Source organism: Luteibacter sp. GL_149 (assembly GCF_057834065.1).
In genome coordinates this window covers 2,678,042-2,698,885 of sequence record NZ_CM174395.1, presented here as the reverse complement: position 1 = coordinate 2,698,885, position 20,844 = coordinate 2,678,042, and the positions used below count along the sequence as shown (strand labels likewise).

The following is a 20,844-nucleotide window of genomic DNA, read 5'->3' as shown; positions in this document are numbered from 1 at the left end:
CGTGGCCCCAGTCCTTCATTCCGACGTGGCGCTCGATGCGCTTTTCGTTCCCTTCGACACCGGCGACCTGCGTTTCCCGGCGGACGGCCGCGTGCTGTTCCTGCGTGCACGCGACGGCTTCCGTGCGCGCGAACTGCGTCGCCCGGGCTGGGTAATGCAGCAATCGTTCCGGCCGTTCGCCGACGCGCTGGAGCGTTCGGGGTTCGATGTGGTCGCCGATGCGCCCGACGATGCGTTCCCGCTGGTGCTGGTGCTGCCCACGCGCCAGCGCGAGGAAACGCGCGCGCTGTTCGCCCGGGCGCTTCGGCAGGTCGCGCCGGGCGGGATTGTCGTCGCCAGCGTTCCGAATGCGGAAGGCGCACGCACTGCCGAAAGCGATCTGGCAACGCTTGCCGGGGGCGTCACGCAGATATCCAAGCACAAGTGTCGCGTGTTCTGGACCCGGCCTGGCGCCGTCGTCGACGACGCGCTGATGCACGCCTGGCTGGCGTTGGACGAACCGGTTCGCATCGCCGGCGACCGCTTCGTCAGCCGGCGCGGCCTGTTTGCCTGGGACCGGCTAGACGTGGCGTCCGCCTTGCTTGCCGAGGTGCTGCCGTCCGATCTTTCAGGGACCGTGGCCGACCTGGGTGCAGGTTTTGGGTATCTGTCGTGCGAAGTGCTGGATCGTTGCGCCGCCGTGACGGATATCGATCTCTACGAGGCGGAGGCCCGCGCACTGCAACCCGCGCGAATGAATGTGGAAGCCGCCGCGGCGCGGCACGACAGGCCCGTTCGTTTCGACGTCCTCTGGCGCGATGTCACCGCCGGGCTCGACCGCCGTTATCACGCCATCGTGTCCAATCCGCCGTTCCATCAGGGCAGGGCGGACCAGCCCGAACTTGGTCGCGCGTTTATCGAACGCGCCGCGGATGCGCTCGTGCACGGCGGCGTACTGTGGATGGTGGCCAACCGGCACCTGCCTTACGAGAGCACGCTCGCGGCGCGTTTCGTGCAGGTGCGCACGGTCATCGAACGCGATGGATTCAAAGTAATCGAAGCACGGGGTGTGCGATGAAACTGGTAAAACTTCTGGCCAATCTTGGCTATGGCAGCCGTAAGCAGGTGGCCGCGATGTTTCGCGAAGGCCTGGTCACGGATGTCGATGGCGAGGTGCTGTACGCCGACGACAAGGTCGAACACGATCGCATTCTGTTCGAGGAGGAACCTCTCGATCCGCCGCAAGGCCTGATCGTCCTGCTGAACAAGCCGCTTGGCGTTACCTGCTCGCGCAAGGATGTGGGTCGTCTGGTTTACGACTTGCTGCCGCCGCGCTTCGCGTTGCGCAATCCCGTGCTGTCGACGGTCGGGCGGCTGGACCGCGAAACATCGGGATTGTTGCTGTTTACCGACGACGGTCCGTTGCTGCACCGGATCATTTCGCCGAAATCGCGGTTGACCAAGGTGTACGAAGCGACGCTGGCCTCGGACCTGCGTGGCGACGAAGGCGACATCTTCGCTGCCGGCACGCTGATGCTCGAAGGCGAGAACGATCCGCTCGCGCCTGCGAAGCTAGAGGCTCTGACGCCGCGTAAAGCGAGGGTCTCGCTCACCGAGGGCCGCTATCACCAGGTGCGCCGGATGTTCGCCGCCGTGGGCAATCACGTCGAGGCGCTGGAACGTGTTTCGCTGGGTGGTCTTACGCTCGACGGTCTGCCGTCGGGGCAGTGGCGCGCGCTCGACGCGGCGGATATCGCACGTATCTTTTCATCGGAGGCCCCGTGAGCCAGGAACTGTCGGCCGTCACTTTTCTCGTTCGCGATTACGACGAGGCCATCGCCTATTTCACCGGCGCGCTCGGATTCGCGCTTCTGGAGGACACCGCGCTATCGCCTTCGAAGCGCTGGGTCCGCGTGGCGCCGTCCGGTGCGAACGGCAGCTGCCTGCTGCTCGCGGTTGCCGACACGGACGATCAACGCGCTGCCGTGGGCAGGCAGACCGGCGGGCGGGTGGGTTATTTCCTGCATACGACGGATTTCGATGCCGACTACGCACGGATGCGCGAGGCGGGCGTGCGTTTTATCGAAGCGCCGCGCCGGGAGAGTTATGCGACGGTGGTGGTGTTCGAGGATCTGTACGGAAACCGGTGGGATTTGTTGCAGCGGGCTTAAGAGCGCGCCGGAATGGCGGCCAGGAGGCAGGAGACACCGCTGTAGCGACTTTGCCTCGACATCCATCGTCGTTGTCGTTCCTGCGCAGGCAGGAACCTGGTGCGGTGCAATCGGTTTTCGCGACAGAATCCGTTCATGCCCTTAAAGCGCGATCGTGCGCATTTAAGCAGCCCTCGCGTGGTCGCTCTGGGCCCCTGCCTGCGCAGGGGCGACGGTGAGTCTTGTGGAGGCGTTTCCGTAAACGCGAGGGAAGGGATTCAGCGATAGACGCTCCCTACACCGATCCTGCAGTATCGGTGTCTCACTTAACGGACGAGGAACCCCCACGATGAACAAGATCGCCTACGCATTGACCGGCCTGCTTCTGTGTTCGACCGCCTTCGCCGCCGACAAAACCCTCGACGTGCCCATGAACGCCGTCACCGCCGATGGCGTCGGCGCCGCCGTCGGCAAGATCACGGTGACCGAGAGCAAGTACGGCCTCCTTTTCACGCCCGACCTCAAAGGGCTGGCGCCGGGCGTCCACGGTTTCCACCTGCACGCCAATCCGAGCTGCGAGCCGGGCGAGAAGGACGGCAAGAAGGGCGCGGCGCTTGCCGCCGGTGGCCACTTCGACCCAGCGAAGACCAACAAACACGAAGGTCCTTACTCCGACTCGGGTCATGAAGGCGATCTTCCCGCGCTGACCGTGACGGCCGATGGCAGCAGTACCACGGAGGTTCTTGCCCCGCGTCTTAAGACGCTGGCGGAGCTGAAGGGTCATGCGCTGATGGTGCATGCCGGTGGCGACAACCATTCCGATCATCCCGAAGCGCTGGGCGGCGGCGGTGCGCGCATTGTCTGCGGCGTGGTGAAGTAAGACCGCAAGCACGCGGCGTCGCCATGCTGGCGGCGCCGCGTATTCCGGCCGTACACTCCGGCGTCGACCACGCCACCGGGAATACGTCATGCCGAAGTTGTCCAGAACGCTGCTGTGTGCCGCCCTCGTTGTCGCGCTGCCCACGTTCGCGCATGCCGCAGAGCCGGCTCAGGCGGTCCAGCCGGCCAGTCAGAGCGACAAGACCTTCATGGCGCTCGCCGACACTTACTTCGACGGTTTCTACTTTCCGAGCAATCCCACCGCCGCCACCACGGCAGGCATCCATCGCTATGACGGACAGCTCGAGGATGCCAGCAAGGCGGGTATCGATGCGCAGGTAAAGGCGCTGCGCGAATGGGAGTCCCGTTTCACGGCCGTAGCGCCCAAGACGCTTGGCGAACAGGTGTCTGGCGATCGCGAGTTGCTGCTGAACAGCGTGCGAGGCCAGCTGCTGACCTTGACGGTCATCAAGCCCTGGGAAAAGAATCCGGACTTCTACTCAAGCGGCATCGCGAGTAGCGCGTTCACACTGATGGCGCGCAAGTTCGCCTCGCCGGACGATCGCATGCGCTCGCTGGTTTCGCGCGAGAAGCACATGCTCGACACACTGGCCGCGGCGCGGACCAATCTCGTCAATCCCCCGAAGATCTACACGGAGATTGCGTTGGAGCAGCTGCCGGGTCTGCTGACGTTCTTCCAGAACGACGTCCCCGCCGCGTTCGTCGATGTGAAGGACGCCGCGCTTCGCAAGGCGTTCGATGCATCCAACGGTGCCGTGATCAAGGCGCTCGACGACTACCAGACCTGGCTGAAGAACGACGTCCTGCCGCGCTCGAAGGGCGACTTCCGGATCGGAGCCGACACGTATCGCAAGAAACTGGCGTATGACGAGATGGTGGATACGCCGCTCGACAAGCTCATCGCCATCGACATGGAAAACATGCGCGCCAATCAGCGCGAGTTCGCGCGCGTGGCGAAGGAACTCGATCCGACCAAAACGCCCGCGCAGGTGCTGGCCGACCTCGCCGCGGATCATCCGCCGGGCGACAAGCTGCTGGATACGTTCCGCGCCAGTTTCGACAAGCTCATAGGCTTCATCGAGGACAAGGGCATCATCACGATTCCCTCGAAGGTGAAACCGATTCTCGAAGAAACGCCGCCCTTCATGCGCGCGACGACGTTCGCATCCATGGACACCCCGGGACCGTACGAAACCGTCGCCAAGGAAGCGTATTTCAACGTCACGCTGCCCGAGTCGGGCTGGGACAAGCAGCGCACCGACGATTTCATGGCGCAGTTCAGCTATCCGGTGATCAGCAGCGTTGCCGTGCACGAAGCCTATCCCGGCCACTACATCCAGTTCCTTTGGATGCACCAGGTGGACGATCGTGTGCGCAAGCTCGTGGGTGCGAACAGCAACGCCGAGGGCTGGGCGCACTATTGCGAGCAGATGATGCTGGACGAAGGCTTTGCACAGGCGTTGTATCCGAACGATCCGCGCCAGCAGAAACTGCTGAAACTGGGTCAGTTACAGGATGCGTTGCTGCGCAACGCGCGCTTCATCGTCGGCATCAAGATGCATAGTGGTCAGATGACGTTCGATCAGGCGGTCGACTTTTTCGTGAAGGAAGGCTATCAGTCTCGCGGCGTTGGCCTGATCGAAACCAAGCGTGGCACGTCCGATCCGACTTATCTCTATTACACGCTCGGCAAGCTCGAGATCCTCAAGCTGCGCGCCGATCTACAGGCAAAGCAGGGGGCGAAGTTCGACGTGCATCGGTTCCACGACGATTTCATGCGGCAGGGTTTCGCGCCGATCAAGATCGTGCGCCGCGCCATGTTGCACGACGATTCGGCGCCGTTGTGACGGGCCGACGCCTGTAAGGGCGTCGCTTCAGAACAGGTCGATGCTTCCCGCGGGCATCGGCGTCGCCAGTTCGCCGCGTTCGGTCAGCGCTTCGTAGCCATACACGCTGTTGCGGCCGTTCTGCTTCGCGAAGTACAGCGCCTTGTCGGCACGGTCGAGCACGATTTCCGGATAGTCGTGTTCGCCGATAAGGGCGTATCCGATGCTGACGGTGACGTTGCCGACCTGAGGGAAGTTGTGATCGGCTATGTGCTGGCGGAAGCGATCGAGCGTCGCGTTTACCGATGCCTCGTCGACAGCGGTGATCAGCATGACGAATTCTTCGCCGCCGAAGCGAAACAGGATATCGGACTGGCGGAAGGACGCACGCATCCGCTGGGCGAGCATCAGGATCACTTCGTCGCCGTAGACATGGCCGTAGGTGTCGTTGATGCGCTTGAAGTGGTCGATGTCGAGGATGGCGAGCCATATCCGCGAATCGTCGACGGCCGTGCGCCGCTCGTTGTCTTGCCTGAGCGCGCGTTCGGCATGCGATTTCAGCAGCCGGCGCAGGCGCTGTTCGAAACTGCGACGGTTGTACAGGCCGGTGAGCTTGTCGCGCTCGCTCTCGTTGAGCAGGGCGATGTAGTTGCCGTAAATCCGCGAGAAGCCGTCGATCAGGGGACGGATGGCGTCCAGCGGTTCGCCCGATTCGAGCATCAGCGCGCCGATGGCGACGTGGTCCCGCTGTACGGGAACGATCAGGCGCGATACGCCGTCGGGCGTAATTTCGCTGATGGCCTGGAGCGTATCCATGCTGCGGATCAGGCTTTCGGCGAGTACGGCGTCCTGGTGCGTGCCGACCGCATTCACGACCAGTGTGTCTTCGTCGTTCCGGGTGCACACCACCAACGATTCGATCGGATGGTGGGGATCGTCGCCGCGTTTGCACAGAGCGACCGACCCGACCGTGACCAGCTCGGCCAGCGAGAGGACCAGGCTGTGATCCAGGGCGTCGATATCACGGTGATGCGTGAACTCGGCCACGGAGGCGAGCAGCCGCGATTCGGGCAGGGCGTCGGAAGCGAAGGGCCATGTGCCTCTCATGCCGGCACGGCCCGACGCGAGGCATCGGCCTCGGGAAGGTTCTTCGCTGGGTTGTTTCCTGATGGCACCGACGGCTTCCTCCCCCGAGTAGATGCGCTCAACGCCCCGTGTTCAACCACGTACTGTCGCGCCTGAGGACATCTCTCCTTAGTCCTTTAGCGGCAACGCAGCCCCTTACTTTAGTCGAAATGCAAGTCGATGTGCCAATTTGTGACGTAGTTCCTTGCCTGATGGCGCCATGCCATCCGGATCGAGGCGGATTTTCGGCAGGAGGGGGTCCCTACCAGCGGGTCAGCAGTTCGGGGGTGACGCCCACGCGCCGGCAGGACCGCGATGCGACGCCGTCCTTCAGTGCGCGGCGGAAAAGCGGCGACATGCCTTTCAACGTATGTGCGGCCAGGCGGGCGCCGCGACGCTGCGAGGCGGTGCGTTGAAGGGCGTCCTCGGCCCAGGCCGGAAGCAGGGCCGCGCCGGCGCCGAGGAACAGTTCGCGGGACAGCCCGGCCATGGGGACCGGAAGCAGGATGCGCGACAGCACGTCGAGGACGACGCGCGAGCGCTCGCCATAGACCAGGCGAGGGAGCATGGCGGCAAAGTACGCCTCCACTTCGCGTTCGGATGCCGGTACGTCACGCGCTCCCAGCGCTTCCGCGACCCGGCGCGTTTCGTCGTAGTAGGCATCCGCCGCGCCGGGTGGGAGGTCCGCGCGGCAGTATCGGCGGTAGCCGGTGAGGAAGCTGCTCATCTCGGTGACGTGCACCCAGGTCAGCAGGTCGGGGTCGTCGGCGGAGTAGGGAACGCCGGCTTCGGTGACACCACGCACCTGGCCATGAATGCGGCGCACGCGGTCGATCAGCGCATGCGCGTCGGCGGTCGGGGCGTAGGTGGTTCCACCGACGAAAGCCGTCGTGCGGCGCAGGCGGCCGACCAGGTCTTCGCGAAAGTTCGAGTGGTCCCATACGCCCGCCAGTGCTTGCGGATGCAGGGTCTGCAGCATCAGTGCGCACAGGCCGCCGGAAAGCATGCCGGGAAAATCGGCGTTGATTTTCCAGGTGACGCTGTTGGGGCCGAACAGGCCGGCATCGCCCACCGGGTGGTCGTAATCGATACCGCTGGCCGGATCGCGGGGAAATGCGCTGAGTACCCAGCGACGTATCTGGCCGCTGACGGGGCCCATCAGGAAAGAGAGGGGAGGGCTCATACAGTCAGTCGCCCGATAGCCAGCCGCGCCACTTGAAGAACAGCACGGGCAGGATCGTGCTGATCGCGATCGCGGCGAGTGCCAGCGGGTAGCTCCAGTACCAGTCCAGTTCGGGCATGTGCTTGAAGTTCATGCCCCATACGCCGGCCAGGATGATCGGCGGAATGGTCGCGACCGAAGCGACCGTCAGCACCTTCATCACATGGTTCTGATCCGTATTGATGAAGCCGAGCGAGGCGTCGAGCAGGAACTGGAGCTTGTTGGTCAGCTGATCGTCGAATTCGTCCAGCGTGCGCAGGTCGTGGTCCACGACGCGCAGGCGAACTTCGACATCGTCGGACATCCATTCGGGCGACTTGCTGCGAACGAACGATACGATGCGCTGGATACCGAGCAGCGAAGAACGGTTGCGCGTCTGCTGACCTTCCAGATGCCCGACGTCCAGCATGCAGTTGCGCAGCGCGGCGGTACCCAGGCGTGTCCGGGTAAAGACCCGCTCGGACAGCTTCCTCAGGTCGACGGCGACCGCCTCCATGCGCCCGGCGGCAAGGTTGACGATGGATTCCAGCAAGGTGGCGAGCGCGTCCGCGCTGGATGTCCAGGGATGCTCGTCGCTGTTGCTGGCGGCGAGATCGAATGCCTTCGACGGTGCGAAGCGCACGGTCAGCAGGACCTTCGCGGTCACGACGATGCCCAGGGGCGCCGGCGCATGATGTCCTTCGCAGTCGGCGAAGTAGGGGACGCTGAGGTACATCGCATCGTCATCGGTACGGATGCGGCTGGACAGCGCAAGACTGTCGATGTCGTGACGGAGAGGAATGCGCAGGTTCGTGACCTTTCTCGCGCATTCCCGCTCGTCGTCGTCGGGATCGATCAGGTCCAGCCAGAGAATGCCATGGGGGATGGGCATGTCCTTTTGCCACCGAAGGGGCACGGAGCCCTCGCCATGTTGGTGAATGGTCAGCACGCGGCCTTGCGCCTCATCGATCCGTTACGGGTGCCTGAGTTTACGACTCCAGCGTGGCGTGGGTGTGGAAGTCGCATGCCGGAGCGAGCATTCTTATCGTCCACCCGACGAAAAGCTTGTTGTAGGAGCGCTCTCGAGCGTAATCCGAAGCGGAGCACATCACCGGGCTCGCGTCACGCAACGAACAGGAGAAGACATGAGCGCCCAACCCCTGGAAATCGTTCACGACACCGCGAACCGGGCCTTCAGGGCCACGGTCGAGGGACAGGTCAGCGTGCTGGAATACCAGCTAGGCGACAAAATCATGACGATCACGCACACGGGAGTGCCGCAGTCGCTTGGCGGACGCGGTATCGCCTCGGCACTGACGCTCTTCGCCGCGAAGACCGCCGAAGCCGCGGGCTGGAAAATCATCCCGGCCTGCTCGTACGCAAGCACCTGGTTCAGGCGCCACCCGGAGTACGACAAGCTCCTGACATGACCTTCGTCCGGTGACGACACGGAAGGACGCGTGCTAGCGTTCGGCGTTTAAGCGCTTCGCTAGGGGATATGTCATGTCGATGTCCAGAACCTGGACCCTTTCGTTCGCGACGCTGGCCTTCGTGGCCGGCGCGCAGGTACAGGCCGCCGATGCGGCGGCTCCGGCGGCGAAGCCTGCCGATCCACGGATCGAAGCCATCCTGACGTCGCTGGAGAAGGTGCGCAGCATCGACTCGGTGTCGCTGTCGCCCGATGGGCGGAAGCTTGCGTGGACGGTGAAGACCGATGGCAAGCCGGTGCTGGAAGTCGCCGACGTCGATGGCCGCCATGCGCATCGCGTTACTACCTTCAAGGCGGGCGCGTGCCGGGAGACCGCCGCGATCTGGGCGCCGGACTCCCGGCACCTGGCCTTCCTCTCCGATTGCGCGGGCAAAGCGCCGGGCGCCGACGAGGGGAAGCAGAACGATATCTACGTCGTCGACACGCAGGCAAAGAATGCGCCCGCTCAGGTATCCCACCTGAAAGGCTATGTCCACGCGCTGTCCTGGACGGCCGACGGCAAGACCCTCGGCTTTCTGTATGTGCCGGGCGCCACGCGCCGTGCCAGCGCGACCGCGGCGGCGAAACCGCAGCTCGGCGAGGTGGGTGTGGACGGTGTCGAAGTGCAGCAGGTGGCTTCCATCGACGCGGCCGGTGGCGAGCCGCGCCTGCTGACACCGGACGGTCTGCACGTCTACGAGTTCAGCTGGTCGCCGGATGCGTCGCGCATCGCCTATGTCGCGGCACCGCCTCCTGGAGATAACAACTGGTGGGTGGCTAAGCTCTATGCGCAAGGCACGGCTACCGGTTCGTCGCCAACGGTCGTCGTCGACACCGCCACGGTAACCGGTTCGCTGCACGGTTTGCAGATGGCCGTGCCGAGCTTCTCGCCCGATGGTTCGCGCATCGCGTTCGTCGGCGGCCTGATGAGCGATCAGGGGGCTACCGGCGGCGACATCTACAGCGTGGCGGCCAACGGTGGCGAGCCGGTCAACCTGACGACCGGTAGCAAAGTCACGCCTTCATGGCTCGCGTGGCCGGAAGCCGACCGGCTGGTGGTTTCGGAAGTGGCGGGCGGCGTCAGTCGTGTGTCGGCCTATCGCATGGACGCCGCAGGCACGTCGCTGACGCAGCAGACGCTGTTCAGCGTGCCGGCAAGCATCGGCGACGGGCGGCTTTCGATGTCGCTTTCGCTGGATACGGCAGCCACCCGTGCCGCGTTTACCCAAAGTTCCTTCGGCACGGCGCCCGAGGTTCAGGTGGCAAAGCTCGATGGCAGTTCGCTTCCCCAGTCCGTCACCCGTTTCAATGCCGGGTTGAAGCCGACCTGGGGCAAGGCCGAATCCATCGCGTGGGAAAACGAAGGACACGATGTGCAGGGCTGGCTGCTCTATCCCGCTAACTTCGATCCGAAAAAGCACTACGGCATGATCGTGGCGATCCACGGCGGTCCGGCCAGCGCCGTGCTGCCCCGCTGGCCGGCGGCCGGCTACGGCGGCGCACCGCTCGCGGCCCTGGGCTATTTCGTGTTCATGCCCAACCCGCGCGGCAGCTACGGGCAGGGCGAAGCCTTTGTGCAGGCCAACCGCCGCGATTTCGGCTACGGCGACCTGCGCGACGTGCTGGCGGGCGTCGACGCGATCGAGAAGACCCATCCCATCGACGATGCCCGGTTGGGTCTCACCGGCTGGAGCTATGGCGGCTTCATGACGATGTTCGCGGTCACCCAGACCCATCGTTTCCGCGCCGCGGTCGCGGGTGCGGGTATCTCGAACTGGCAGAGTTATTACGGTCAGAACCTGATCGACCAGTGGATGACGCCTTACTTCGGCGCGTCGGTTTACGACGACCCGGGCGTCTATGCGAAGAGTTCGGCGATCGACTTCATCCGCCAGGCGAAGACGCCCACCCTGATCGTGGTCGGCGAGCGCGATGCGGAAACGCCCGCGCCGCAGTCCTTCGAGTTCTGGCACGCGCTCAAGGCACAGGGCGTTCCGACGTCGCTGGTGGTCTATCCGGGCGAAGGCCATGGTTTCGCTCGCGACGAAAACAAACGCGATGTGCTTGCCCGCGCCCTTTCGTGGTTCGACCGGTATCTGCCAGCCACGCCCTGAGCGCGCTCGGATACACTGCATGCCGGACTGGTTGCGGTCCGGCATGCAGTTAGGGATGGGAAGGACAATGAGCCTGGCGGAACGCATTCTCGAGGGACGAAGCGTCTTGCTGGTCGAGGACGAGGCCATGCTGGCCATGGTGTTGGAAGACCGGCTCCTGGATGCCGGAAGTACGGCGGTGCACATTTTTGGACACGTCGAGGCCGCGCTGGCCTTCCTCGCCGCCCATACGGTCGATATGGCCATCGTGGACGTGAACGTGGCGGGCGATAGCGGCGAGCAGGTCGGCGAAGTGCTGGTCGCACTGGGTATCCCGTTCGTCTTCAGCAGCGGCTATGACGACGTCGGGCTGGACGAGCGCTGGCGCGACTGGCCGTTGCTCCGCAAGCCCTATGGCACGGCGGATCTCCATGCCGTCCTGCTCGACCTGATCGACGGTAGCAAAGGGGCCGGCCCGGCATGAGTCCACGTAAACGCATCTCCGGATGGCGGCGGTTTACCCCGCATTTCCGGCTCAGGCCGCGCTGGACCATCGCCCTGACGATCTTCGTCCTTCTGGCGGGCAGCCTGATCGCCGGCGGCATGCGCCCCAGCCTGGGCTTTCTATTGGGATTCGACGCCGCGGCCCTGACCTTCCTCGGCAGTACCATGCCCATGTTCGCAGGGGCGACCATCGAGGAAATGCGGGTCCGGGCCCGCGAACAGGATCCCGGGCGCTGGACGGCGCTATGGATCAGCGTGGCCCTGTCGGTGGTGGTGCTGGTCGCGCTCGGGGTGGAACTGCGCTCGGACAGCGCCAGCGGGCTGCTTGGCATCGCGGTGGCGGGCTTCAGCCTGCTGTTGTCATGGCTGTTCATGAATACGATGTTCGCGCTGCACTACGCACACGCCTGCTACAGCGACGCCACGGTGGAAGTCGAAGCGCTGCAATTCCCGGGAACCAAGGTCCCCGATTATTGGGATTTCCTGTATTTCGCCATGGTACTGGGCATGACTTTCCAGGTTTCCGACGTCCAGATCGCGGACCACAAGCTGCGCCGGGTGGCCTTGGGGCACAGTGTCATCGCGTTTTTCTTCAACGTCATTATCATCGCCATCACCGTGAACGTGGTGGCCGGCAAGGCGTGAAGGCGCACGGGGATGGGGCGGAACACGCTGCATTGTTTGTCAGGGCACGCTAAAGTCGCACGCGGGGGTGGCCGTTATTCCACCGGGTATGCATATCCGCGGCGTCTGGACCGACCGGTCACGAGTGCCGCGGTCTTGATCGATTGGGGTGAGACCGTAGATCGGCGTTCCGCGGAGATGAGCGGTTGAGGTCGATGGATCGGAATCGGAGTGTGGCGTGCTGACAGAACGGCTTGTCGAGAACGGCTTGGGCACCGCCGTGTCGAACTGCGTCCGCGCGAGTTTTTCCACTCCGGGCGACCTCCCGCGTTGCGCGGGGGCCCTGGCATTCGGCGCCGGCGCCGAATGGACGATCGCCTTGCTGGCCGTTTCGGTCATGGTGACGGCTTTCGTCTTCTTCCTGATCTTCCAGCGCCGCCACCGCTCCCAGCGCCTGCGCGATCCGCGCGAGCAGGCGCGCCGGGCGCTCGCCTTTCACGCCTATCACGACACGCTGACCGGCCTGCCCAACCGCGCATTCCTCATGCACGAACTGCAGGAGGCACTTGCATCGACGGAAAAGCCGGCGCTCGCCGTGATGTTCATCGATCTGGATGGCTTCAAATCCATCAACGACACGCTGGGGCACCAGGCGGGCGACAGCTTTCTGCGCGCCGTGGCCACGTCGCTGCGCAGCAGCGTCCGCGAACGCGACACCGTGTCGCGCTTCGGCGGCGACGAATTCGTGGTGGTGGTGCAGTCCTACGGCGGCATGGAAAACCTGGTACGGGTCTGCCGCAAGGTGCTCGACCTGGTCTCTCAGCCAGTGAACGTGGCCGGCCAGTTGGTGGCCGTGTCCCCCAGTATCGGTGTGGCCGTGGCACCGCACGATGGTCGCGACGCCGAAACGCTGCTGCGCAACGCCGACGCCGCGATGTACGCGGTGAAGGAAACCGGCAAGGCGGACTTCCGTTTCTACGAGGAAGGCATGCACGAGCAGGCCCGCGAACGTCTGGCGCTGACCGTGGAGCTTCGCGAAGCCTTGCAGCGCGGCGAGCTCAGTGTCGAATACCAGCCCAAGCGCAACCTGCGTTCCGGGGCACTGGCCGGTGTGGAGGCGCTGGCGCGCTGGCATCATCCGACCCGCGGCGATGTACCGCCCACCGTTTTCGTCGCGGTGGCCGAGCGGTCCGGGCTGATCCACGCGCTGGGCGAATACATGCTGCACAGCGTGCTTCAGCAAGTGTGCGACTGGGATGCCGTCGGTACCCGGGTCGACTATGTCGCCATCAATCTGTCGATGCACGAACTCAGTCGTCCGGCGTTTGTCGACACGCTCCATCGCGCCGTGAAGTCGTTCGGGGTCGATCCGATGCGGATACGCTTCGAACTGACCGAATCCAGCGCCATGCGGCAGCCGGAAGAAACCCTGCGCCAGCTACGCAAACTGCGTTCGCACGGTTTCGCGCTGCTGATCGACGATTTCGGTGCGGGGTACTGGAACCTGGGTCACCTGCGCGAGCTGCCGGTGGGTACGATCAAGATCGACCAGTCGTTCGTACGCGGCAGCGCCTACAATCTCGCGGACCGCGAAATTACCGAGGCCATCGTTGGCCTGGCCAAGAAGCTGAACATGGAGACGATCGCCGAGGGTGTGGAAACGGAAGCTCAGGCCGACTGGCTCCGCGATATGGGTTGCGATATAGGACAAGGGTATTTCTTTGCCCGTCCGATGACCGCCGATGCGTTCCTTCAATATCTGAAACCATCCATGACCGCCTATGCCCATTGAACTGCGACCACGTCGCAGTGTTCTGAGTCCGCGGCGGTTGCTACGCTTTTTTATCCTGTTGACCGGCTTTGCGCTGGCGATGCCGTTCGCGCGCGCGGCCTCCGTTCCCGTCGATCCCTGGGCGGTATTCGAAACGGCATGGTTTGACAGCGTGACGGTCGCAGACGGCCTGCCGCACTCCACGACCACGGCGATCGTGCAGGACAAGCGCGGCCTGATCTGGATCGGCACATTCGGCGGCCTTGTCCGTTACGACGGCTATCGCATGCAGGTCTTCGGACAGGAGCCCGATTCTTACGGCGGGGCGGTGCTTCCCGATGCCTATGTGCGCGCCCTGCAACCGCTGGACGACGGTGGCCTGCTGATCGGCACCAATGCGGGCGGTCTGGTCCGGTTCGATCCGGAAACGACGCGGTTCCACGTCTATCCGATAGGGCGGGATGGCACGTCGAACGGCAAGATATTCTCGATCGCCAAAGCACGCGAACCGAACGCATTCTGGCTGGCGACCGAAAACGGCGTGGACCGGATCGATATCGCTACCGGGCACGTCACCCACGAATCCGGCCGGGACGGAGACGCGCCGGGCATGGTCGCCCGTACTTTCGTCGTGGCCGAAGACAGTCAGGGCAATGTGTGGGCTGGCGCCGATAACGGTCTGTTCGTCCGCAAGCCCGGCAGGCATTTCGAGCGCTATACGCAGCAGGGCGCCGCGATCGAGGAGATTCTCAATGATCAGGTCTGGGCGCTGCACGAGGACTCCGCCGGCCGGCTGTGGGTCGGTACGGGGCAGTCGGGTGCGATCTATATCGACAGAGCGGGAGCCGCGCATCTGGTTCCGGGGTTCTCCGGAAAGAATGGCCTGGCCCGTCGGCGTACCGTGCGCGCCTTCCTCGAGTCCGAACAGGGCGAGTTGTGGGCCGCGACGGACGGTGCCGGTGTCGTCGTTTACGACCTGAATACCGGCAGGTTGCGCACGCTGGCGCATGACGCCGCGATGCCATCCTCGCTGCCGGGCGACATTACCCGCGATCTGCTTCGGGACACGTCCGGCAATATCTGGGTGGCCACGGAACTTGGCGCCGCGCGCTACGACCCGCATGGCCGCAGGGTGTTTTCGGTCCTGCCGTCGCCGCTGGAAACCCACACCCTTTCAAATGCCAACGTGCATTCGGTGTTCGTCGATCCGCGCGGGCGCGTATGGCTCGGACTGGGCATGGGGCGTATCGACGTCCTCGATCTGGCCAACGGCACGATGCGTCATCTGCAGCTGGGCGGCGAACAGGCCGAGCGCGACGTGCAGGCGTTCGTCGTGGCACCCGACGGCTCCATCTGGGCGGGCGCGCAGGGCATTTCGCGAATCGATCCCGATACCTTCGCCTTGACCAGTTCCATGCTGCCGAGTCTCGACGGACGATTGATCCTGTCGTTGCAGCGCGATGGCGACATCATTCTGATCGGCGGCTACGACGGTCTCTTCCGTTACGACACGGTCAAGGGGACGCTGGAGCAACTGCGCCACGAGGCAAACGATCCGGGCAGCCTGGTGGGAGACCAGGTCCGCTATATCGTGCGCATGCCCGAGGCGTGGTGGTTCGAAACGATCAACGGCATCAGCATTCTGTTCGATGGTGCGTCCGGTTTCACGAATCTGCGGCACGATCCGAAGGACGGCGACAGCCTTCCGCAGGATTACACCGGCTCGGTGATGTTCGATCAGCACCATCGCCTGTGGATCGGTACGTTCGGCGGCCTTGCCTATATCGACGACTTCAAGCCGCATGGCCCGTTCCGATTCGGGTTGATCGGCGCGCGCGAAGGTTTGCCCAATACCAAGATCAACGCTTTGCAGATCGACCAGCGAAACCGGATATGGGCCTCCATGGCCAACGGCGTCGTCATGGTCGACGCCGCGAGTCACCGGGTTTCCGATCTGGGCATTCGCGATGGCCTGCGCATTCCGAGCTATATCCATCGCGCGGCGGCCGAGGCGCCCGGTGGCGAACTGATGTTCGGCGGACTGGGTGGCCTGACGGTCGTCCGTCCTTACTGGACGGCGCCGGATACGCCGCCGGCGAAGCTGGCGGTGACGCATATCGCCGTCAACGACGTGCCGATTCCGTTCCGGAATATTCCCGACGACGATGGCAGGCTGGAGCTTGGCGGGAACGGCAGGAATCTTCGCGTCGACTTCGCGCTCCTCGACTTCCGGGCACCGCTGGAAACCCGCTACGCGTATCGCATGGAAGATGCGGATGGCGGCTGGAACGAAGTGGCGCGCGGTATTCCGCCGAGCGCGATCTACACGAATCTGGCCAGTGGGACGTATACGTTGCGATTGCGCGCCACGACGCGTGGCCTGGATGCGCGCACGGTGGAAACCGCCATCCGCGTTGTCGTGACGCCGCGCTGGTACGAAAGTACCTGGGTGTTGCTGGCGGTCGTGCTCCTGGGCGTGGCGGCTTTCTTCGGCCTGGTTTATTTGCGGACGCTGTACCTGCGTCGTCGCGCGGTGCTTTTGCAGGCCGAAGTCGATGCGCGGACGCGCGACCTGAAAGCGGCCAACGAGCGCCTGAACCATCTGGCCGGTACCGACGAACTGACCGGGTCGCTGAATCGCCGGCGCTTCCTCGAACAGGCCGAGCGCGTGCGCATGGGTGCGGCGAACGACGGCATTCCCTTCAGCCTGGTCCTGGTCGATATCGACGACTTCAAGACGGTCAACGATACGTTCGGCCATCTGGCTGGCGACACGGTCATCCGCGAGACGATGCGGGTGCTGTCGTCGATGTGCCGTGCCGACGACCTGGCCGGCCGCTTCGGTGGCGAGGAGTTCATCCTGTGCCTGCCGGGCGCGCTTGCCGAACACGCGCTGGAAGTGACCGAACGCGTGCGCCGCGCGCTTGCCGGCATGGTCATCGTTCACGGCGAATACCGCATCCGGATCACCGTGAGCGCCGGCGTGGCCGTATGGCGCGCGCCCGAATCGCTCAATTCGCTGCTGGGGCGCGCCGACGAAGCGCTGTACGAGGCAAAGGACGACGGCCGCAACCGCAGCCGTCTGGCGACGCACTAATCAGTCGCGGAAGTTCTCGAACTGCAGCGGCAGTTCGACGTCGGCTTTGCGCAGCAGGGCCATGGCGGTCTGCAGGTCGTCGCGCTTCTTGCCCGTAACGCGCAGTTTGTCGCCGTTGATCTGGGCTTCCACCTTCAGCTTGGCCTCCTTCATCGTAGCGATCAGTTTCTTGGCGATCGGCTGCTCGATACCTTGCTTCAGCGTGATCTTCTGCTTCGCGCCGCCCAGGTTCGTCTCGACGGACCCTTCTTCCATGCAGCGGATATCGATGCCACGGGTAACGAGCCGGCCGCGCAGGATGTCGAGCATCTGCTTGAGCTGGAAATCGCTGTCGCCGGTCTGCGTGACGACGAAACCTTCGAGCTCGAATTTCGCGCTGGTGCCTTTGAAATCGAAGCGATTGGCAAGCTCGCGGTTGGCCTGGTCGATGGCGTTGGTCAGTTCGTGCTTGTCGACTTCGGAGACGACGTCGAAGGAAGGCATGGGAATGTCCTTGGATGGGTTCGCCGTCGATTCTAATGGCAATGCCGCGATCTCTCACCGTCGCCCCTGCGCAGGCAGATACCGTCTTGGCCACGCTCATGCAAGGGCGATGTTCGGCTCATAAGGCTTGCCGGATCGGACCACGCCCCAAGCGATGTGCAGTAGTTTGCGCATGGCTGCGACCAGAGCCAGTTTGCGCGGTTTTCCGCGCGCGGTCAGGCGCTGAAAGAGATGCTGGATAGCCCGATTGCATCGGATGGCGGTCATGGCTGGCATGAAGAGCTTGGCTCGAAGCAGGGCGTGGCCGAGCTTGGACAGCGTGCTGCGCCCTTTCCACCTCCCCGATTCACGGATCGCCGGATTCAGTCCGGCAAACGCATCGAGCTTGCGCGGGTCGGAAAACCGCCGCAGATCGCCGACGCAACCGAGGATGAAGGCGGCGGTCAGTTCGCCGATGCCCGGGATCGATACGAGCAGATCGCTGTCCCGACGCAGGTCCGGGTCCGAGTCGATGTGGTCGTTAATCTCCCGGCGCAGGGCGTTGATTTGCCGGTCCAGTGTCTGGAGCATCTCCTCGATCGAGGGGCGGACCGAGGTGTCGGCGACCTCCCGCCGATTGGCCTCCATCTGGCGCATCCCTTCCAGATCGTTCAGCCGATAGATCAGGGCGCGCAGCTTGCGCTGCGCCGGGGTCGGCGGCTGCCAGGGCCGCAGGGGACGGGTCAGTTGCCTTTGCGCGATCGCAAAGCGGGCAATTCGCTTGGCGTCGGTGGTATCGGACTTGGTCCGCGACAGTTCGCTTTTGGCGTACGCGGCGACCTGTGCCGGATTGACCACGAAGACGGTCACCCCCCGTTCGTACAGATAGATGGCCAAGGCCTCGTGATACACCCCGGTCGCTTCCATGCACACGGCCGCATCGGGCGCATGCCGGGCCAGCCATTCGCTCAACAGCTTAAAACCTGCCGGGGTTTGCGGCATCTTGCCCTTGGTCTGGTACTTCCCCGGTCGATCCAGAGGAAGTGCTACGTCGAACGTCGCCTTGGCGACATCGATCCCCACGATGGGCTGAGTCATCAGCTGAGTCCTTAGGTCAGAAGTTTTCGCATCCGATCATCACGACCCGCCAGGCTGATCCTTACATGTGCAGGCTCACGCCACTATGGCGGGCCTAAGATACCGTTCCAGCTTCAGGCGAGTGAAACGGAACGAGGGCGCGAATCTGCCTTGCCGGCTTGATGCCGAAGGAGCCCATGGGCGTCACCTCGTTCCCACCGATGATCAGTCGGGGATTCTCGCGCCATTCGGCTCGGGAATCGACACATAAGGGGCCCAGTGCGTTGCGGACTTTTTTTGCGAGCACGTCCGTTCACGCTTTTTGAGCGCGATCGGTCGCGTCATGCCACAACGGATGCGGTCGCTCTGGGCCCCTGCCTGCGCAGGGGCGACGGTGTTGGATGGATGGGATGGGGCGATTGGGAATGCATTGGCCCAGCCCTGCAGGCATTAACATATGCATTTGCCTCTTCGGGAATCCCCTCTTGGAATACGACGCCCTCATCGTCGGCGCAGGCGCCGCCGGACTTATGACGGCCATTGTCGCCGCGCAGCGCGGACGGCGCGTGCTGGTGGTCGACCATGCCAACAAGGTGGGCAAGAAAATCCTGATGTCCGGGGGCGGGCGCTGCAATTTCACGAATACCGGCACTACCCCGCAGAATTATCTTTCGAACAATCCGCATTTCTGCAAATCCGCATTGGCGCGCTATACGCCGTGGGATTTCATCGCCATGGTCGATCGCCATGGCATCGCCTGGCACGAGAAGGAACTGGGCCAGCTGTTCTGCGACGATTCGTCGAAACAGATTGTGCGCATGCTGCTGGACGAATGCGCGGCGGCGGACGTGCGGGTGGAAGCGAATTGTCCGGTCAGCCGGCTTCGCGCGGTGGAAGGCGGTTTCGCGGCGGAAACGCCGCTCGGACACGTCCGGGCGGATGCCCTGGTGATCGCGACGGGCGGTCTGTCGATCCCGAGCATGGGGGCGACGGGATTCGGCTACGACGTGGCGCGCCAGTTCGGCCATACGGTCCTGCCGACGCGTGCGGGCCTGGTCCCGTTGACCCTCAGTGGCAAGCACCAGGAGCGCTTCGCGGAACTGGCGGGGGTCGCATTGCCGGTGGAGGCGCGTTGCGGACGGCAGTCGTTCCGCAATGCCATGCTGATTACCCATCGTGGCGTCAGCGGGCCGGCCATTCTGCAGATTTCGTCGTACTGGCAGCCAGGCGACGACCTGCGCCTGGATATGCTGCCGGGCACGGATGCTTTCGAGGCGCTGACCGCGCAGCGGGCCGAACGTCCGGGGGCCGAATTGCGCACCGTGCTTTCGTCGCTGCTGCCGCGCCGGCTGGCCGAGCGTCTGTGCGAGCTGTGGTTCGGTAGCCGGCCGATGAAACAGTATCGTGACGCGGAATTGCGGGACATCGCCGTACAGTTGGCGGACTGGCCTTTCGTGGCCAGCGGTACCGAAGGCTATCGCACCGCCGAAGTGACGCTGGGCGGCGTGGACACCGACGAAGTGTCTTCCAGCACCATGATGTCGAAGCAGCACGCGGGCCTGTACTTCGTGGGCGAGGTGCTCGATGTGACCGGGCACCTGGGTGGCTATAACTTTCAGTGGGCCTGGGCGTCGGGCCATGCGGCCGGTTCGGCCCTGTAGACAGAGGAATCAGGCAATGCGTATCGGATTCATCGGACTGGGTGCCATGGGCGCCGGCATGGCGGCCCAGCTGCTGGCGGCCGGCCATGGGGTAACGGTGTGGAATCGATCGCCGGAGGCCGCGAAGGCGCTTGAGGCGAAAGGAGCCCGTGTCGCGGCGACGCCTGCCGACGCTGCGCGCGGCGAAGTGGTCCACAGCATGCTGGCCAACGATGCCGCCGTGCGCGAAGTCATCGAAGGCGGTGGCGTGCTGGATGCGATGCCGCGCGGCAGCGTGCATGTAAACCACGCCACGATTTCGATCGCGCTGGCACAGGAACTGATCGCGGCCCATGCCGAACGCGGCATCGGTTACGTCGCGGCGCCCGTGTTCGGCCGGCCCGAGGTTGCCGCCGCCGGTAATCTGAATATCGTCGTGTCTGGAGACCCTGCCGCCATCCAGCGCGTCCAGCCGTTGCTAGACACGCTGGGCCAGAAAGTCTGGCCGCTGGGCGACGACCCGATACGCGCGCATATCCTGAAGATCGCCGGCAATTTCATGATCGCCACGGCTATCGAAAGCATGGCGGAGGCTTCGGCGCTGACCCGTTCCTATGGCGTTTCGGCGGGCGATTTTCTCGAAGTGATGACGGGTTCGCTGTTCGCCTCGCCCATCTTCAAGACCTATGGCGGCCTGATCGCCGAGGAACGCTACGCGCCCGCCGGGTTCAAGATGTCGCTGGGCTTCAAGGACGTGGGGCTGGCGCGCAGTGCCGCCGAAGCAAAGCGCGTGCCGATGCCGTTCGCCAGCGTGGTGCACGACAACCTGCTGGAAGCCATGGCAGCTGGCGACGGCGACCTGGACTGGTCGGCGCTGGCGCGCGTCGCGGCCGGCCGGGCACACCTGAAAGATCGTTGAGGTTCGTT

Annotated in this window: 18 protein-coding genes; 13 read left to right on the top strand and 5 right to left on the bottom strand. The window is 64.2% G+C overall.

Annotated elements, in window-relative coordinates; genetic code table 11:
• The first annotated feature begins 1 nt into the window (after position 1).
• The 5 genes from AC3IR3_RS11865 (at position 2) to AC3IR3_RS11845 (ending at position 4,876) form a co-directional block, all read left to right on the top strand.
• A complete protein-coding gene (locus tag AC3IR3_RS11865) occupies positions 2 to 1,057 on the top strand; it encodes a class I SAM-dependent methyltransferase (RefSeq protein ID WP_489192335.1) in 1,056 nt (351 codons plus the stop codon).
• Positions 1,054 to 1,764 carry a pseudouridine synthase gene (locus tag AC3IR3_RS11860; protein ID WP_489192333.1) on the top strand — a complete coding sequence of 237 codons (711 nt, stop codon included), beginning with the start codon at positions 1,054 to 1,056 and terminating at the stop codon, positions 1,762 to 1,764. Before AC3IR3_RS11865 ends, AC3IR3_RS11860 begins: the two co-directional genes overlap by 4 nt.
• Entirely contained in the window at positions 1,761 to 2,150 is a 390-nt protein-coding gene (locus tag AC3IR3_RS11855) for a VOC family protein (protein ID WP_489192331.1), read from the top strand. The genes AC3IR3_RS11860 and AC3IR3_RS11855 overlap by 4 nt, the downstream gene beginning before the upstream one ends.
• A 328-nt stretch (positions 2,151 to 2,478) precedes the next feature.
• Complete coding sequence (gene sodC, locus AC3IR3_RS11850) at positions 2,479 to 3,009, top strand: superoxide dismutase [Cu-Zn] SodC (protein ID WP_489192329.1); 531 nt, start codon at positions 2,479 to 2,481, stop codon at positions 3,007 to 3,009.
• An 88-nt stretch (positions 3,010 to 3,097) separates the two neighbouring features.
• The gene (locus AC3IR3_RS11845) at positions 3,098 to 4,876 is read left to right on the top strand and encodes a DUF885 domain-containing protein (protein WP_489192327.1); all 1,779 of its coding nucleotides are present in this window, start codon (positions 3,098 to 3,100) and stop codon (positions 4,874 to 4,876) included.
• 27 nt (positions 4,877 to 4,903) lie between these two features.
• Here the strand turns inward: AC3IR3_RS11845 and AC3IR3_RS11840 are convergent, their stop codons facing one another.
• The 3 genes from AC3IR3_RS11840 to AC3IR3_RS11830 all read right to left on the bottom strand — a co-directional run bounded on the left by AC3IR3_RS11840 (position 4,904) and on the right by AC3IR3_RS11830 (position 8,073).
• A complete protein-coding gene (locus AC3IR3_RS11840; RefSeq protein WP_489192325.1) occupies positions 4,904 to 5,962 on the bottom strand; it encodes a GGDEF domain-containing protein in 1,059 nt (352 codons plus the stop codon).
• A 280-nt stretch (positions 5,963 to 6,242) separates the two neighbouring features.
• Complete coding sequence (locus AC3IR3_RS11835; RefSeq protein ID WP_489192323.1) at positions 6,243 to 7,163, bottom strand: oxygenase MpaB family protein; 921 nt, start codon at positions 7,161 to 7,163, stop codon at positions 6,243 to 6,245.
• Between the two features lie 4 nt (positions 7,164 to 7,167).
• Positions 7,168 to 8,073 carry a CorA family divalent cation transporter gene (locus AC3IR3_RS11830; RefSeq protein WP_489192321.1) on the bottom strand — a complete coding sequence of 302 codons (906 nt, stop codon included), beginning with the start codon at positions 8,071 to 8,073 and terminating at the stop codon, positions 7,168 to 7,170.
• A gap of 253 nt (positions 8,074 to 8,326) precedes the next feature.
• Between AC3IR3_RS11830 and AC3IR3_RS11825 the strand changes: the two genes are divergently transcribed.
• From AC3IR3_RS11825 to AC3IR3_RS11800, 6 genes are all read left to right on the top strand, one after another.
• A complete protein-coding gene (locus tag AC3IR3_RS11825; RefSeq protein ID WP_489192319.1) occupies positions 8,327 to 8,611 on the top strand; it encodes a GNAT family N-acetyltransferase in 285 nt (94 codons plus the stop codon).
• 79 nt (positions 8,612 to 8,690) lie between these two features.
• Positions 8,691 to 10,763: a S9 family peptidase gene (locus AC3IR3_RS11820; RefSeq protein WP_489196920.1), complete on the top strand. Its 2,073-nt coding sequence runs from the start codon at positions 8,691 to 8,693 to the stop codon at positions 10,761 to 10,763.
• A gap of 67 nt (positions 10,764 to 10,830) precedes the next feature.
• A complete protein-coding gene (locus AC3IR3_RS11815; RefSeq protein ID WP_489192317.1) occupies positions 10,831 to 11,226 on the top strand; it encodes a response regulator in 396 nt (131 codons plus the stop codon).
• Complete coding sequence (locus tag AC3IR3_RS11810; protein ID WP_489192315.1) at positions 11,223 to 11,891, top strand: DUF1345 domain-containing protein; 669 nt, start codon at positions 11,223 to 11,225, stop codon at positions 11,889 to 11,891. Before AC3IR3_RS11815 ends, AC3IR3_RS11810 begins: the two co-directional genes overlap by 4 nt.
• Positions 11,892 to 12,108: 217 nt before the next feature.
• Positions 12,109 to 13,662: a putative bifunctional diguanylate cyclase/phosphodiesterase gene (locus AC3IR3_RS11805; protein WP_132144865.1), complete on the top strand. Its 1,554-nt coding sequence runs from the start codon at positions 12,109 to 12,111 to the stop codon at positions 13,660 to 13,662.
• Positions 13,652 to 16,738: a ligand-binding sensor domain-containing diguanylate cyclase gene (locus AC3IR3_RS11800; RefSeq protein ID WP_489225023.1), complete on the top strand. Its 3,087-nt coding sequence runs from the start codon at positions 13,652 to 13,654 to the stop codon at positions 16,736 to 16,738. The genes AC3IR3_RS11805 and AC3IR3_RS11800 overlap by 11 nt, the downstream gene beginning before the upstream one ends.
• Here the strand turns inward: AC3IR3_RS11800 and AC3IR3_RS11795 are convergent, their stop codons facing one another.
• Both AC3IR3_RS11795 and AC3IR3_RS11790 read right to left on the bottom strand, forming a co-directional pair.
• On the bottom strand, positions 16,739 to 17,221 hold the full coding sequence (locus AC3IR3_RS11795) for a YajQ family cyclic di-GMP-binding protein (protein WP_489192311.1): 483 nt from the start codon (positions 17,219 to 17,221) through the stop codon (positions 16,739 to 16,741).
• Between the two features lie 96 nt (positions 17,222 to 17,317).
• Entirely contained in the window at positions 17,318 to 18,298 is a 981-nt protein-coding gene (locus AC3IR3_RS11790) for an IS110 family RNA-guided transposase (protein ID WP_489192309.1), read from the bottom strand.
• Between the two features lie 509 nt (positions 18,299 to 18,807).
• Between AC3IR3_RS11790 and AC3IR3_RS11785 the strand changes: the two genes are divergently transcribed.
• Both AC3IR3_RS11785 and AC3IR3_RS11780 read left to right on the top strand, forming a co-directional pair.
• Positions 18,808 to 19,938 (top strand): BaiN/RdsA family NAD(P)/FAD-dependent oxidoreductase, encoded by a 1,131-nt coding sequence (locus AC3IR3_RS11785; protein WP_489196919.1) that lies wholly within the window; start codon positions 18,808 to 18,810, stop codon positions 19,936 to 19,938.
• Between the two features lie 16 nt (positions 19,939 to 19,954).
• Positions 19,955 to 20,836, top strand: a complete 882-nt coding sequence (locus tag AC3IR3_RS11780; RefSeq protein WP_489192307.1) for an NAD(P)-dependent oxidoreductase — start codon at positions 19,955 to 19,957, stop codon at positions 20,834 to 20,836.
• The last annotated feature ends 8 nt before the right edge of the window (positions 20,837 to 20,844 follow it).